This is a genomic window from Lentzea aerocolonigenes (assembly GCF_000955955.1).
Lineage (GTDB): Bacteria > Actinomycetota > Actinomycetes > Mycobacteriales > Pseudonocardiaceae > Lentzea > Lentzea aerocolonigenes_A.
On the sequence record NZ_JYJG01000259.1, the window covers coordinates 20,814 to 36,454 of the forward strand.

Genomic DNA, 15,641 nt, shown 5'->3' on the forward strand with positions numbered 1-15,641 from the left:
CCCCTGTGTCCTTGTCACGTCGTGATTTCGCGCGTGTGTCCGGCCTGACGGCCGCTGGTCTCCTGCTCCCCGCAGGCGTTGCGGCCGCAGAACCCGCTCTGGGCCGGGACCCGTGGCGGGAGGTGCCGCTCATCCTCGCGCGCATCTGCCCGCCACGCTTCCGCAGGAAGGACTACGACGTCACCGCGTACGGCGCGAGGGGTGACGGCCTCACCAAGAACACCGAGGCGTTCTACCGCGCGATCACGGCGTGCCACCGAGCCGGTGGGGAACGTGTGGTCGTTCCCGCGGGCACGTTCCTCACCGGCGGCATTCGTTTGCTGTCCAATGTGGAGCTTCACCTGAACGAGGGCGCCACGATCAAGTTCTCCACCGACCCCAACGACTACCTGCCGCTCGTGCTCACCCGCTGGGAGGGCACGCTCTGCTACAACTACCAGCCGTTCATCTACGCGTTCGAGCAGCAGAACATCGCGATCACCGGCAAGGGTACGATCGACGGCGACGCGTTGAGCGGCAAGTGGGCGAGCTGGGGTGCGGGCTCCACGCCGTTGCTGCGCCAGTGGGGCGAGGACGGCGTGCCCGTCGAGGAACGCATCATGGGCGTCGGCAAGAACATGCGGCCGAACATGATCCAGTTCTTCCGCTGCAGGAACCTCCTGGTGGAGGACGTGTTCATCAAGAACCCGGCGATGTGGTCGCTGCACTTCGTGTTCTCGCAGAACATCACCGTGCGCCGGATCGAGGTCTACTCGACCAACTCGCAGGGTGACGGCGTCGACCTCGACTCGTCGTCCTACGCGCACGTGCACGACTCGAAGTTCAACACCAACGACGACTGCGTCGTCATCAAGTCCGGACGGGATGCCGACGGACGGCGGGTCGGCATCCCGTCCACCCACATCGTGGTGGAGCGCAACAAGTTCTCCGGCCGCTGGGGCGGGATCACGATCGGCAGCGAGATGTCCGGCGGCGTCTCCGAGGTCTTCTGCCGCGACTGCGAGATCAACGCGCCGGACTTCCCCGGCCGCTACCCGATCAAGCACGCCCTCTACATCAAGTGCAACCAGGACCGCGGCGGCGTGATCGACGGCGTGCACCTGCGCAACGTCTTCGGGCAGAACGTCGAGCGCGAGATCCTGTTCGTCTCGATGTACTACCAGAACGGCGGCACGAAGGGCTTCTTCCCGCAGATCAACAACATCACGGTCGACCGGATGAAGATCACCAACGGGAAGCTGGCGGCCTGCTTCCGCGGGTTCCCCGAACAGCACATCAAGAACGTGCAGATCACGAACTCGGCGTTCACCGGCATCACCGAGCCGAACCTGATCGAGAACACCGACAACCTGGTGTTCCGCAACACCACGATCAACGGGGTGGTGCCGGCGTGAGGTATCTGCTGGCACTTCTGTTGGTCGCTGCCGGGCTCACGGCGGGTTCACCGATCGCGATGGCTCATCAGGGGTTGTCGTGGAAAGCCGTCAACTCCCCGTTCGCTCTGGACTTCTCCGACGGCAGGCGGACCCTGACCGGGCAGCGCGAGACGTTCTACCGGCTCACAAACGGCACACAGCACTCGTTGACGCAGGTCGTTGCGCAGAAACGGGTTCCGGGTGGGGTGCGGTACGTCGTGGCGACCACGGAGGCGTCCAGGACCGCTTCCGTGGTCGTGACCCGCACTCCCCGCGGGCTGCGAGTGGGCTGGACTTTGGAGCCTTCTCTCGGCGTCGCACAGGTCTCGGCGAACCTCACCGGGTCGTTGGAGGAGCACTTCCTCGGCGGTGGCGCGCACACGATGTTCGTCGACCTGCAACGACGTGTGCTGCTCAACAAGGCCGTGTTCGTGGGCGCTTCCACGTTCGGCAAGTGCAACAAGAACGGCGCGCCTTCGACGTTCTTCATGTCCAGCGCTGGGTACGGCATCTACGCAGACACCAAGGCGATCGGCCGGACTGCATTTCCTGGTGCTGCGGCCGATGACCATTGTGCGGACAAGCCCGCCCCCTGCCCGGTGACTGCTGGTGTGCCGGACCGGATCCAGCTGTGCTTCAAGACCTCCCGGCTGGACTACGAGATCTATGCGGGCTCGCCTTCGCAGGTCAACACGTCGTACTTCAAGCGCGTCGGCATGCCGACTTTGCCGCCCGCGCGTCAGTTCGCTTTGACGAAGTGGCGGGACAAGTACAACAACTCCGACGAGGTCGTCGAGGACGTCACGCAGTTCCAGGCGCGTGGAGTCCCGTTGAGCACGCTGTGGGTCGACAACCCGTGGGAGCAAGGCCCTGACGGCGCGCGGCCGACGTATGCGTGCATCGGTGCGTTGAAGTTCGACAAGACGATGTACCCGGACGCACAGGGCACGATCGACTGGATGCGTTCTCGCGGCGTGAACATGGGTGTGTGGGTGGCGCCGTTCTTGTCGAAGGCCTCTGACGGCAAGGAATGCCCGCACGACTACCCCGCCGGTTCGTTCGCACAGTCGGACCGCACCAACGTGTGGGACATCGATCTCACGAATCCGGTCGCGCGCGCTCACTACGAGGCAAAGCTTGAGTCCGTGTTCCGGATGGGCGTGAACTTCGTCAAGGGCGACCGCGGCGAGGAGCACAACTTCGAGGAGACGACGTTCGCCGGCGGGCCCGGCACGTTGATCCACAACCAGTACCCGTTGTTGTACGCCGAATCCGTGGTCAAGATGCTGCGCAAGGTGCACGGCGACGACTACACGACGCTGTTCCGCGCGGGCGGCGACGGCATGCCCGGGATCCTGCACGGGTTCTGGCAGGCCGACGCCGACATGAGCTTCGACGGTCTGCGGCTCTCCACCCGGCGCGGCATCAACTCGTGGATCTCCGGCCACCCGGTGCAGGGCTCGGACACCGGCGGCTACCGCAACCTCGGTGGCGGCCCGTCGGAGTCGCTGTTCGTGCGGTGGTCGCAGATGTCCGCGGTGTCGCCGGTGTTCCAGGTCGGCAGCTCGGGCCGCAACTCGACGCCGTGGGTGTACGACGCGGCGACGTTCGACCGGTTCAAGCGGGCCGCAGTGCTGCACTACGAGCTGTTCCCGTACCTCTACGCCCAAGCCGTGAAGGCACACGAGGACGGCACACCCATCACGCAGCCGATGGCGTTCCAACACCCCGCGTCGGCCGAGGCGTGGAAGGCCGACCAGCAGTTCATGGTCGGGCCTGATCTTCTGGCCGCTCCCGTGACGGCCGACCGCGCCGAGGCCGACGGCGCGGCCGGGAAGCCGACGCCGGTCGACGTGTGGCTGCCATCCGGTGAGTGGATCGACCTGTTCTCCGGTGAGCGCGTGACCGGCGGGCGAACTGTGACGCGGCAGTCCACTTTGGACGAGTTCCCGCTGTACCTGCGGGCGTCCTCGGCCATGCCGTTCAACTTCCGCACGCCCGACATCTGGTCCGAGGCCTGGGGCGTGAACGATCTGGACCGGCGCGATCGCGCGGGCTGGCTCGTGTCGCCCGGAGCGGACGGCAAGTTCGGCAACCTGCGGGTGAAGTCGTTCGGCAAGCACATGCTCGTGACGCTGCGGGACGCCCCCGCGGAGTCGCAGCTCATGCTTCCTGCCGGCGTGAAACAGGTGGTGATCGACGGGAAAGTCCTGAAGGCCTCGACCGTCGAGGAACTCCGCGACAAGACGACGGGCTGGGCGGCTGTCTCCTCAACGCCCGGCACGTTCGGCGGCACGGTGCTGAAGCTCCTACCCCGACACGGCTCCAGCACCGTGCTGCTCTCTCTCAGCTGAGGTCCGCGACGCGCGCCTGGAGGTCGTCCACGAACCGGCTGAGCAGCCGGCCGAACGTCCGCTGGTCCTCGTCCGGCCAGTCGGCGATCGCGCCGGTGAACCAGCCGAGGACGGCCTCCAGGTAGCGTCCCGCCGCCGCGGCGCCCTGATCGGTCAGTTCGATCAGACGCGCGCGCTGGTCGTTCGGATCGGTGACGCGGCGGACCAGATCGGCGCGCTCCAGATCGTGCAGGAGCCTCGTGACGTGCGGGCCGACGACCTGCATCCGCGACGCGATCTCCCCCACCCGCAGGGGCTGCCCTGCCATGCGCAACGTGACCAGCACGGTGAGGGCAGGGCGGTCCAGCGGGATGCCCACGTGCTCCATCGCCCGCTCGACCAGCTGGCTCTTGTTGAGCACGGTGCCCAGTTGCATCAGCTGCCGCAGCATCGCCGCGGGATCCGGACTGCCCACCAATTACCTACCTAACTTAGGTATGTGTCTGCTACGGTCGAAGAAGGATACCTAAGTTAGCTAATTGGAGGGACCATGAGCACCGTCCTGATCTCCGGCGCCAGCATCGCCGGGCCCGCCCTCGCGTTCTGGCTGCGGCGGCACGGTTTCGACGTCACCGTGGTGGAGAAGTCGCATGCGTTGCGTGGAGGTGGCTACCCCATCGACATCCGCGGCAGTGCGTTAGGAGTGGTCGAGCGGATGGGCCTGCTCCCCCGGCTGCGCGAGGCCCACGTGCACACGCGGCAGCTCACGTTCCTCAACGCGGACGGCGGCCTGGTGGCGTCGATCCGGCCCGAGTCGATCACCCGCAGCGACGACCGCGACCTGGAGGTGCGGCGCGGCGATCTCGCCGAGATCCTCTACTCCACCGTGCGGGACGACGTGGAGTTCTTGTTCGACAACACCATCGTGGCGATGTCCGAGCACTCCGGCGGCGTGGACGTGACGTTCCACAGTGGACTCCAGCGCACCTATGACCACGTCATCGGCGCGGACGGGCTGCACTCGGCGGTGCGGACGCTGACGTTCGGGCCGGAGGAGCAGTTCCACCGCTACCTCGGCTACTGCTTCGCGGGGTTCACCATGCCGAACCACCTCGGGTTGACGCGGGAAGGCCTGATGTGGAACGAGCCTGGTCGCGCTGCGACGCTGTACGCGGTGGGCTCGGGTGAGAGCGTGCACGGGTTTCTGAGCTTCTCGCGTGCCGAAGCTCCGTTCGGGGCGTTCCGCGATCCCGAGGCGCAGCGCGAACTGGTGGCGTCGACGTTCGCCGGGGACGGGTGGGAGGTGCCTCGGATGGTCGCGGCGATGAAGGAGGCCGACGACCTGTTCTTCGACACGGTCAGCCAGATCCACCTGCCGCGCTGGTCGTCCGGGCGGGTCGCGCTGGTCGGTGACGCCGCCTACGCGCCTTCGTTCCTCACGGGGCAGGGATCGAGCCTCGCGCTGGTCGGTGCTTACGTGCTGGCGGGTCACCTGGCCACTTCCGATCGTGCGTTCGAGGCGTACGAACGCGAGATCCGGCCGTTCGTCGAGGCGAACCAGGGCCTGGTTGAGGAGGGCAACGCGCAGCTGTTCCCCGGCACGCCCGAGGCGTTGGCTCAGCGCAACGCCGCCCTGCGTGAGCTCACGACCATGCCGGCCGACGCGGCGCGTCCCGAGCACTCGGCTTTGACGCTGCCGGATTTCGGCTCCGTGCTGCTAGCTCCGTGACAGGCTCCGCACAGGCTGCTCACAGAAACGAGCCGCAACCTGGTTCGCATGACGGACAACCACGACCGCGGCCTCCAGTTCGACCTCGCCACGCTCTTCGGACGCCGGCGGGCGTTGTCGCTGCTCGGCGGCGCAGGCCTCACGCTCGTGGCCTGCGCCCCGTCGACCACCACTTCCAGCCCGACCACCAGCGGTTCCTCGGCAGCCGCCGGTAGCGCGCTGGAGGCCATCCCCGAGGAGACCGCCGGCCCGTTCCCCGGCGACGGCTCCAACGGCCCGAACGCGCTCACCCAGAGCGGCATCGTGCGTTCGGACATCCGCTCCAGCTTCGGCAGCTCCACCAAGACCGCCGAGGGCGTGCAGCTGAACATCGAGCTGACCGTGCAGAACGAGGACGGCAAGCCGTACGCGGGCGCGGCCGTCTACCTGTGGCACTGCGACATCAACGGTGACTACTCGATGTACTCGGACCGCGTGAAGAACGAGAACTTCCTGCGCGGGGTCCAGGAAGCCGATTCCAGTGGCAGGTTGAAGTTCGTCAGCGTCTTCCCCGGCGCGTACTCGGGGCGCTGGCCGCACATCCACTTCGAGGTGTACCCCAGCCTGGCCGAGGCGACCAAGGCGGGCAACAAGATCACGACCTCGCAGCTCGCGTTGCCAGAGGCGACGTGCAAGGAGGTCTACGGCACGACCGGGTACACGCAGAGCGTCCGGAACATGTCGAGGACCTCCTTGCAGCAGGACATGGTGTTCCGCGACGGGGTCGACCACCAGATGGCGACGATGTCGGGCAGCACGCAGTCCGGTTACACGGCCTCACTCACCTTCGCGGTTTAGGTGACCCGTCGCCACAAGGCGGGGGTGACCGGAGGCGTCCAGTCCAGTTGCGACCGGTGCGCCTGGCGGCAGACGTAGGTGGTGCCGCGGTAGACGATCACGTCGTCGATCGCGTACGCCGTGGCGTTCGCCCACGAGGGCAGGATCGGGATCTCCGAGAGGAACACGTCGTCCTCCACCTCAGCGCTGGTGTTCATCCGGATGATCTCGCCCAGCGTGTGCCGGAAGGACACTCCGTATCGGTTCTGGATGTCGGTCAGCACCGGATCGTTGGCGTAGAAGAACCTGTCGCCGTCCCGCAGGTTCTCGAACTGCTTCTTCCAGATCGCCTCCTGCAGCTCGCCGAGCTCGTGGCCGGCGCGGTGCGGCTCGGCGGACATGCCGACGAACGCGTCGAGCCGGTTCACGTCGGTGTACATCGCGCGCATCCGGGCGGCGTCGGTGGAACGCCGGGTGCCCGTCACGCCCATCGTCTCGGCCGCGGCCGGCACGTCGAGCGGCACGATGTTGCCCGCGCCGTCCCGCAACCGGACGAAGTCGATGATGTCCGGGTCGTTGATCGGGTCGTTCGGGTTGATCTGCGGGTCGCTCGGCCAGGAGCTGGTCGGCTCGCCGCTCACCGCGTCGAAGCTGGTCTTCGCGGCCAGGCCGTACGCGCGGCGCAGGTCGTTGTACAGCGGCAACCCGTGGTCGCGGCCGCGGGCGATGTCGATCGCGGCGAGGTCGCTGACGCCGCGGAAGCACTGCGGCAGCTCCGGGCCGTCGAGGCAACCGGGGTTGCCCGGCACCGGGATCTGGAACAGGACGCTGCGCAGCTGGTTGTCGATCTGCGCGTCGTTGCGGTACTCCGGCTCGGCGCCGATGCCCTGCAGCACCGGTGCGACGCCGATGCCCGCGAGCAGGTCGGGGTTGAAGAAGGCGACGTTCAGCGGCACGACCAGCACGACCTCGCCGTCCTCGTGTTCGACCTCGATGCCTTGCGCCTCAAAGGCTTCCAGCTGCGCCTCGGTGTAGGTGCCCTCTGGTGCGATCGGTTCGAGCTCACCGTGGATGAAGCTGTGCGCCCGATAGCCGACGACCGCGAACTCGTTGGACAGACTGGCGTTCACCGCCGGGTTGTAGCCGCGGTAGGGGGACAGCTGCACTCCGAAGGCGGGCAGGAACTCGGTGTAGGTGATCCACTGCTGCTCAGCGCCGACCACGCGCCGCGCGATGTCGAACGCGGCCTGCGGGGACAGGGTTCGCGGCAGGGAGTTGACGATCCTGTTGTGCTCCAACGCGAACAGCGTGTGCGTCGCGGTGAGGGCCATGTTCTCGTTGGCCCGCACGTCTCCGGCGACCATCGCTTTGTCCGGTGTCGCCTGAAGACGTCCGTCCGCGGCCATGACCGGAGCTTTGGCGGCGTCACCGCGTGAGTCACGTCGCGGCAGCATTCCCTTGTCCAGCAACAGCCGCGCGCCGTTGTCGGCGAGGTTGCCGTCGACCGTGCCCTCGCGCAGCCATTCCAGCCGCGTCACGTCCGGGCCGTAGACGCTGGAGCCGTCGATGTAGCTGTCGACGGTGTTGATCTGCTGCCTGACGGTGTCGATCCCCGTGCCAGGAGCTGCCGGGGTGCGCATGAACCCGATGGAGCCGAGATCGTTGCGGAACCCCTCGAGCGGATCGTTGCGGTCGAACGGAAGTGGCGCGTTCTCCCCGCCGGCCTCCTGACGCAGGCCGAAGGTGTGGTCCATGAACTGTCCCCACACGAAGCCCCACTGCGAGACTCCGCGCTCGGAGAACAGGTTCTGCGCGGTGTCGTTGTAGAGGCGGTTGCTGACGTAGCGCGCGCTCGGCCCGCTGACCGGCCTCGCGACTCCGTCCGCGTAGCGCGCCGGGGCGACGCGCAGGTACTCGGTGTTCGTCCTGCCCCACTCGGGATGGGCGAGGTTGTTGCAGCTTCCGTCGAGGGTGCGCGTGGTGAGGTCGCACGCCAGGACTGTGTCGTCGGTCGGGGACGCGGCGGAGGTACCGGCGGAACCGGTGAGAACCAGCGCGGCACTGGCGGCGAATGGAAGCCATGCGCCGGTGAGTCTTGCCATGAGGTTTTGCCTTCTTTCATTCCCCTTCTGTTGGCACGGCAGCGGTTTCCGCAGGCTACGCGCGTGCGGCGGGGCGGAATAAGGACGCGAACCCCTTAAGTCCTGGCGAGCGCGAGCCACAGTTCGGCGCGCAGTCCTGGCGACTCGAGCGACCTGTTCAGGGCCTGTTCTGCTTTGCGCACACGGTTTTTGAGCGTGTGCCGGTGCACGCCGAGTGCGGTCGCGGCCGGGTCCCACGCGCCGTGGTGGGACAGCCAGACCTTCAGGGTTTCCCGCGTCTCCTGATCAAGTGGCCGCAGCAACGCGTCGGCGAACCCGTCGGGGAGCTTGACGCCGGCGAAGTCCTCGAAGTTCCTGATGCCCGCGTCACGGGCCTGCCTCGCTTCGCGGTAACCCCGCGCGACTTCGGTTGCGTCCACTTCGGACGATGAGAAGCCGTCGAACTCGGGTGCCAGCACAACCGTGTTGCCCTCGTATTCGGCCCAGAACACGTCGTGCTCAGGTGGTTCGCCGATGAGGAACACCCGGAACCGCTCGGGCAGGCCGTCGACCGGCAGCCCGGCGAGCAGCAACCGGAACTGACAGGTGCGCAGCTCCCGGTGGGCGGCGTCGACCGCGTCGTTCTGCGCGAGCGCCAGGGTCAGGAGGGAGGCCGCTGTGTTGACGATGCTGAGGTCGGCGGCGTCGAGCGGGCCATCGGTGCCCACCGCCAGCACTCCCCTGGCTCGGCTGCCCAGGACCTGCAGGAAGATGTGCTGCCCGACCGCCTCGAACGCGGCGCTGGCCAGCCCGCCCGCGGTCCGCAGCCTCGCGACCTCGGCGGTGAGATCAGGTACGGGACGCGAGTCGCTGGACTGGGTCAGGCTCGGGACGAGGCGCGGATTGTGTGCGTGGACGGGTTCCCCGGCGGCGTCCAGCAGCACCACCCAGCCGCTGATCCACTGTCCGAGCCGCCGCACCACCCCCGCCACCCCTGCTCTGACCGCCGCCCTGGTGAGCGCTTTCTGAGCCTCGCTGGTCCTGGCGAGAGCCGCGTACTCGTCCGCGGCCAGGGCCTTGGACACCGCCTTGCTGATGGCGATGAACGGCACCTCGCGCGGCACCTCGACCAGTCCCAGACCCGCGTTCGCCGCCGCTTCCACCACCGCGGGCGGCACCACGTCGTGACCGAGGCCGGTGCCGAAGCCGAGCCCGACGACCCCGGCACGCACCAGGCGTTGGACGTAGTCCTGGTCGATCGGCCTCAGCCCGGTCGTCAGGAGCAGCTCGCCGCCCTCCAGGAACGGCGTGGGATCGGCGAGCTCCGTCCCGTGCACCCATCCGACCGGCTTCGACACGTCCCCCGCCAGCACCGGCAACCGGAGCTGGCGCGCGAGTTCCTGCAGCGTGATGGGCATGTGCCACTTTGTACATCTGTGTGCGGTGAGATCGCCATCTCAGACACTGCGCAGGCCCTTGACCAGGGCCATGCTGAGAACATGACCCGACTGCGTACCGCGATCCCCGGTCCCAAATCGCTGGAACTCCAGGCGCGGCGAAAAGCGGCCGTCGCCTCGGGTGTCGGCAGCACCCTGCCCGTCTACGTCGAGTCGGCCGACGACGGCCTGCTGATCGACGTCGACGGCAACCAGCTGATCGATCTCGGCTCCGGCATCGCCGTCACGAACGTCGGCAACCCCGCCCCCGCCGTGGCCGAGGCCGTGCACGCGCAGATCGACAGGTTCAGCCACACCTGCTTCATGATCACGCCGTACGAGGGCTACCTCGAGGTGTGCGAGGAGCTCAACGCTCTGACGCCCGGCGACCACGAGAAGCGGTCGGTGCTGTTCAACTCCGGCGCCGAGGCCGTCGAGAACGCGGTCAAGATCGCCCGGCACGTCACCGGCAGGCAGGCCGTCGTGGTGTTCGACCACGGCTACCACGGCCGCACGAACCTCACGATGGCGTTGACCGCCAAGAACATGCCGTACAAGCACCGCTTCGGGCCGTTCGCGCCCGAGGTGTACCGGGTGCCGGCGTCCTACCCGCTGCACGACGGCCTGACCGGTGTCGAAGCAGCTCAGAAGGCAATCGCGGCAATCGAGAAGCAGGTCGGCGCGGACAACACCGCCGCCGTCGTGATCGAGCCGATCCAGGGCGAGGGCGGCTTCATCGCACCGGCTGAGGGCTTCCTGCCCGCCGTCGCGCAGTGGTGCCGCGAGCGCGGCGTGCTGTTCGTCGCCGACGAGATCCAGACCGGCTTCTGCCGCACCGGTTCGTGGTTCGCCTCCGACCACGAAGGTGTCGTTCCGGACCTGATCACCACGGCCAAGGGCATCGCGGGCGGCCTCCCGCTCGCCGCCGTCACCGGTCGCGCCGAGATCATGGACGCCGTGCACGTCGGCGGGTTGGGCGGCACCTACGGCGGCAACCCCGTGGCGTGTGCTGCTGCCTTGGGCGCCATCCGCACGATGCGCGAGCGCGACCTCAACGCTGCCGCGCGTCGCATCGAGGAGACCGTGCTGTCCCGGTTGCGTGCTGTCGCCGAGAAGACCGGCATCATCGCCGACATCCGCGGCCGGGGCGCGATGCTCGCCATCGAGTTCACCGAACGCACGCCCGAAGTCGCCGCCCGCGTGGCCAAGGCGTGCCACGACCAGGGTGTCGTCGTGCTGACGTGCGGCACTTACGGCAACGTGATCCGTCTGCTGCCCCCGCTGGTCATCCCGGACGACCTGCTCGCCGAAGGCTTGGACGTGCTCGAGGCGGCGCTGCTTGAAGGAGCCCCAACCGCATGATTCCCTTCCACACCCCAGAAGACGTCGAGAACGCGGTCGCCAAGGCACACGCCGTCGCCCCGGAACTCGCCGCCCTGCCCGCCCACCGCCGTGCCGCCGCGCTCGACCACGTGTCGCGCAGGCTGGCCGAGCGCGCCGAGGAGTTCGCGCAGGCCATCACCGACGACTCCGGCAAGCCGCTGAAGTGGGCGCGCATCGAGGTGACCCGCGCGATCTCCACGTTCCGCTGGGCCGCCGAGGAGGCCCGCCGGTTCTCCGGCGAGCTGCAGCGCCTCGACACCGACCCGTCCGCCGAGGGTCGTCTCGCCCTGGTCCGCCGGGTGTCGCGCGGCCCGGTGCTGGGCATCGCGCCGTTCAACTTCCCGCTGAACCTGGTGGCGCACAAGGTCGCTCCGGCACTCGCGGTCGGCGCGCCGATCGTGCTGAAGCCCGCACCCGCCACGCCGAAGGTCGCGTTCCTGCTCGGTGAGCTGCTGGCCGAGACCGACCTGCCGGACGGCGCGTTCTCGATCCTGCACCTGTCCAATGAGGACACCGCCAGGCTCGTCGAGGACCCACGCCTGCCGGTCGTCTCGTTCACCGGTTCCGGCCCGGTCGGCTGGGGCATCAAGGAACGCGTGCCGCGCAAGCACGTCACCCTCGAACTCGGCGGCAACGCGGCCGCGATCGTCGCCCCGGACTGGCAGGACGTCGAGTTCGCCGCCCAGCGCATCGCCACGTTCGCGATGTACCAGGCGGGCCAGTCGTGCATCTCCGTTCAGCGCGTCTACGTGCACACCGACGTCTACGACGCCTTGTCGGAGGCGATCGTGCAGCACGTGAACAAGCTCGACGTGGCAGGCGACGTCGGCCCGCTGATCAGCGACGCCGCGGCCGAACGCGTTGAGGCGTGGGTGAACGAGGCCGGCTCGACCGTCCTGACCGGCGGCACGCGTGACGGCCGCACCTACGCCCCCACCGTGCTGACGGACGTGCCGGAGGACGCGAAGGTGAGCGCCGAGGAGGTGTTCGGCCCGGTCGTGACGCTGACCAGGGTCGACTCCGTGGAGGAGGCCTTCGACCGCGTGAACGCGTCGAAGTACGGCCTGCAGGCGGGTCTGTTCACGAACGACGTGCGGCTGGCTTTCCGTGCCGCGCAACGACTCCAGGTCGGCGGTGTGATCGTCGGCGACGTGCCGAGCTACCGCGCCGACCAGATGCCGTACGGCGGCGTGAAGGAGTCCGGCATCGGTCGAGAGGGACTCAAAGCGGCCATGGAAGACCTCACGGAGGCCCGCGTGCTCGTGCTGACGGGCCTGGAGCTATAACCGGCATTCATCCGATGAATGGGTCGATCCTGATCGTGACTGCCATGATTCACGAGTGGCAGTCACGATCAGGGATGTCGCTCGCCAAGCTCAGGTCTCCGTCTCGACGGTCTCGCGCGCGCTGAGCGCGCCGGGTCTGGTCAAGGAAGCCACCCGGCAACGGGTCCTGGACGTCGTCGCCGGGCTCGGCTACCAGCCCAACCGCGCGGCGAGAAGCCTGATCACGGGCCGCACCGGGAACCTCGGCATCGTGGTGCCGGACTTGGAGAACCCGTTCTTCCCCGCCGTGCTGCGCGGTGTGCAGACCCGCGCGGGCGAGGCCGGCACCTCGGTGTTCTTCTGCGACAGCAGGGAGGACCCGGAGACCGAGGCCGAGCTGGTGCGGACGATGGCGGCGCAGGTCGACGGCGTCGTGCTGTGCGCGTCGCTGCTGACCGACGAGCAGATCCTGGAACTGCAGAACCTGACGCCACTGGTGCTGATCAACCGCATCGTGGACGGCGTCTCGTCCGTGCTGATGGACAGCGCCGACGGCATGGACCAGGTCGTCGCACACCTGGAGTCGTTGGGCCACAAGGACTACGTCTACCTCGGCGGCCCCGCGGCGGCGTGGTCGAACAACCGCAGGATGCAGGGCCTGAACGGCCGGGCGCGGTTGCTCGGCTCGTTCGAACCGAACTTCGGCGGCGGCTACGCGGCCGCCGAGCAGGCGCTCAAGACCGGCGCGACGGCGTTCATCGCCTACAACGACCTGATGGCGCTGGGCGTGCTGAGCTATTTGGCCGAGCACGGAGTCCAGGTGCCGCAGCAGATCAGCGTGACGGGCTTCGACGACATCCTCTACGCCGCCATGTGCTCGCCGGCGCTCACCACGATCGCGATGCCGACGGAGGAGGCGGGCAAGGTCGCCGTCGACCTCCTGGCCGAGCGTCTCGACGGCGCCGAGCCGGAGCTCCGGGAACTCCCGACAAAGCTCGTTATCCGCGCAAGCACGCGCAAACATCCGATGTTAGCTTGACACCCGGAACAACGACCGGGAATGCTTCACCACGCCTCCGCCGCCCTGGGCACTAGGAGGAGCACGTAGTGAGGACAGCACGATTCCTCGGCATTCTCGCCGTATCGCTGGCACTGATCGCCCCGGCGAACGCCACAGCCACCGCAGCCGCACCGCCGTCGGACTGGTCGAAGGCCGTCGTCGACTCGACCATGAAACGCTTCACCCCGGACAAGCTCGGCGGCTGGGGCTACACCCGCGGCCTGTACCTGTACGGCCAGTACCTCGTCTACAAGCGCACCGGCGACAAGAAGTACCTCGACTACATCAAGGCCTGGGTCGACCGCTTCGTGAAGGCGGACGGCAGCGTCGACAACAGCTTCAACAACCTCGACGCCATGCGCAGCGCCACCTTGTTCATCATCCTGCACCAGGAAACGGGCCAGGCGAAGTACAAGAAGGCCGCCGACAAGGTCCGCGCCCGCTTCACCAGCTACCCGCGCACGTCCGACGGCGGCATGTTCCACGCCACCAGCAAGGTCGGCCAGCTGTGGGCGGACGGCGTCTACATGGCACAGCCCTTCATCGCCATGTACGCCAAGGCTTACAACCAGCCCTACGGCTACGACGAAGCCGTCCGCAACATGAAGACCTACTTCGCGCACCTGAAGTCCGACGACGGCCTGCTCTGGCACGCCTACGACGCGGACGGCTCCGAGTCGTGGGCCAAGAACCCCGGCAAGCACTCGGCGGAGCACTGGGCCCGCGCCATCGGCTGGTTCGGCATGACCGCGATCGACCTGTTGGAGATCCTGCCCGCCGACCACCCCGGTAGGACGGATCTCATCAACATCGTGAAGCACCTCGCCACCGGCTACGCGCGCTTCCAGGACCAGGCGACGGGCCGTTGGTGCCAGATCGTCGACAAGTGCTCGAACTCCAAGAACTGGACCGAGACCTCAGCGTCGTCGATGTACACCTTCATGCTCTCGCGCGGCGTGGAGCGCGGCTACCTCGACGCGTCCTACCAGGCCGTGGCGGCGAAGGGCTACCAGGGCGTCCTCGCCAAGACGTCGGTCGGCTCGGACGGCCTGACCAACATCAAGGACATCTCCGAGGGCACCAACGTCGGCAATGCCGACTACTACTACGCCCGCGCGCGAAACACGAACGACTTCCACGGCCTGGGCGCTTTCCTAATCATGAACGAGCAACTCGCACGTACCAGCTAGTAACTCTCCGGCCGCGAGGGAGTCGCTTCGGGTGACTCCCTCGCGCTGCGGCCGAGTAGCTCTCTAGTCGTACCCGCGAATGTGGCCGTCCTCGTCCGCAAGAATCTCGTGGCGCTCCATGTCCGGCTCCTTCCGTAGTGGCTGACGTCACAAACATAGAGCCCCAACGACGTCCTGTGGAGTGAATTTGCACCGCAACCGGGGTATCGAGCACTAACCCAAGGGGGTCGTAGGGGTGACCCCCACCACTCACCCCTCCCTGTGTTACGCGTCACACCCATAGCCTAACCCACGACTACGCAGCGCCTATCGAGACGCCATCTTCAGCCCAAAGGGTTGTCCACAGTGCCCCATATGGGGGACAAACCCATCCATGCGAATCCTGCTGACCGTAATCGCCGTGATCGCATCCCTGGTGCTACCGGCGACCCCCGCATTGGCCACCGATGCGATCACCAACACCGTCGAACTCCTCAACGCCTACCGCGCGAAGCACGGAGTGGCCCCTCTCTCCCTCGATTCCGAAGTGACGCATACAGCCCAGGAATGGGCAGATCACCTCCACGAGACGGACAGTTTCGAACACCGCCCGAACAACGTCTACGGCGAGAACCTCTACTGGATCAGCAGCCGCACGCGCGCAATCGATTCCGTGACCGTTAAAGCCCTCGAGTCGTGGTACGGCGAATCCCGCGGCTACGACTACGCCGAGGAGATGACTCAGTCGAACGTCGACTACGGCGTTCTCCACTTCACCGCGATGGTCTGGAAGTCCTCGGACCGCGTGGGCGTCGGCCTCAAGCAGGGCAAGAACGGCACCTACGTCGTGCTCGACTTCGCGGCCAGGGGCAACACCCTGAACCAGTTCGTGGCGAACGTCCTCCCACCGCTCTAGACGGTTGATTCCAAGGGTCCGCAGCCACGGACCTGCGG

General features: G+C 67.4%; 12 protein-coding genes. 9 read left to right on the plus strand and 3 right to left on the minus strand.

Annotated elements, in window-relative coordinates; genetic code table 11:
* Positions 1–5 precede the first annotated feature (5 nt).
* Positions 6–1,394 carry a glycoside hydrolase family 28 protein gene (locus tag UK23_RS30505; RefSeq protein ID WP_052685200.1) on the plus strand — a complete coding sequence of 463 codons (1,389 nt, stop codon included), beginning with the start codon at positions 6–8 and terminating at the stop codon, positions 1,392–1,394.
* Positions 1,391–3,769 (plus strand): TIM-barrel domain-containing protein, encoded by a 2,379-nt coding sequence (locus UK23_RS30510; protein WP_045315137.1) that lies wholly within the window; start codon positions 1,391–1,393, stop codon positions 3,767–3,769. The genes UK23_RS30505 and UK23_RS30510 overlap by 4 nt, the downstream gene beginning before the upstream one ends.
* Here UK23_RS30510 and UK23_RS30515 read toward each other — a convergent pair.
* Entirely contained in the window at positions 3,762–4,223 is a 462-nt protein-coding gene (locus tag UK23_RS30515; protein ID WP_231114748.1) for a MarR family winged helix-turn-helix transcriptional regulator, read from the minus strand. The two genes, UK23_RS30510 and UK23_RS30515, sit on opposite strands and share 8 nt — an antisense overlap.
* Before the next feature lie 75 nt (positions 4,224–4,298).
* Here UK23_RS30515 and UK23_RS30520 point away from each other — a divergent pair, with 75 nt between their 5' ends.
* Together UK23_RS30520 and UK23_RS30525 are read left to right on the plus strand one after the other, a co-directional pair.
* Complete coding sequence (locus UK23_RS30520; protein WP_045315138.1) at positions 4,299–5,477, plus strand: FAD-dependent monooxygenase; 1,179 nt, start codon at positions 4,299–4,301, stop codon at positions 5,475–5,477.
* 48 nt (positions 5,478–5,525) lie between these two features.
* Positions 5,526–6,314, plus strand: coding sequence for a hypothetical protein (locus UK23_RS30525; RefSeq protein WP_045315139.1), 789 nt, complete (start codon positions 5,526–5,528; stop codon positions 6,312–6,314).
* On the opposite strand, the gene UK23_RS30530 is transcribed toward UK23_RS30525, so the two are convergent.
* Positions 6,311–8,395, minus strand: coding sequence for a peroxidase family protein (locus UK23_RS30530; protein ID WP_052685201.1), 2,085 nt, complete (start codon positions 8,393–8,395; stop codon positions 6,311–6,313). The two genes, UK23_RS30525 and UK23_RS30530, sit on opposite strands and share 4 nt — an antisense overlap.
* A 95-nt stretch (positions 8,396–8,490) precedes the next feature.
* Positions 8,491–9,792, minus strand: coding sequence for a PucR family transcriptional regulator (locus UK23_RS30535; protein ID WP_045315140.1), 1,302 nt, complete (start codon positions 9,790–9,792; stop codon positions 8,491–8,493).
* An 81-nt stretch (positions 9,793–9,873) separates the two neighbouring features.
* On the opposite strand from UK23_RS30535, the gene gabT reads away from it, so the two are divergent.
* From gabT to UK23_RS49075, 5 genes are all read left to right on the plus strand, one after another.
* Entirely contained in the window at positions 9,874–11,172 is a 1,299-nt protein-coding gene (gabT, locus tag UK23_RS30540; RefSeq protein WP_045315141.1) for a 4-aminobutyrate--2-oxoglutarate transaminase, read from the plus strand.
* Positions 11,169–12,479 (plus strand): aldehyde dehydrogenase family protein, encoded by a 1,311-nt coding sequence (locus UK23_RS30545; protein ID WP_082115095.1) that lies wholly within the window; start codon positions 11,169–11,171, stop codon positions 12,477–12,479. The genes gabT and UK23_RS30545 overlap by 4 nt, the downstream gene beginning before the upstream one ends.
* Positions 12,480–12,534: 55 nt before the next feature.
* Positions 12,535–13,497, plus strand: coding sequence for a LacI family DNA-binding transcriptional regulator (locus UK23_RS30550; protein ID WP_045315142.1), 963 nt, complete (start codon positions 12,535–12,537; stop codon positions 13,495–13,497).
* 68 nt (positions 13,498–13,565) lie between these two features.
* On the plus strand, positions 13,566–14,708 hold the full coding sequence (locus tag UK23_RS30555; RefSeq protein ID WP_052685202.1) for a glycoside hydrolase family 88/105 protein: 1,143 nt from the start codon (positions 13,566–13,568) through the stop codon (positions 14,706–14,708).
* Between the two features lie 400 nt (positions 14,709–15,108).
* Positions 15,109–15,603, plus strand: a complete 495-nt coding sequence (locus UK23_RS49075) for a CAP family protein (protein ID WP_196777948.1) — start codon at positions 15,109–15,111, stop codon at positions 15,601–15,603.
* The last annotated feature ends 38 nt before the right edge of the window (positions 15,604–15,641 follow it).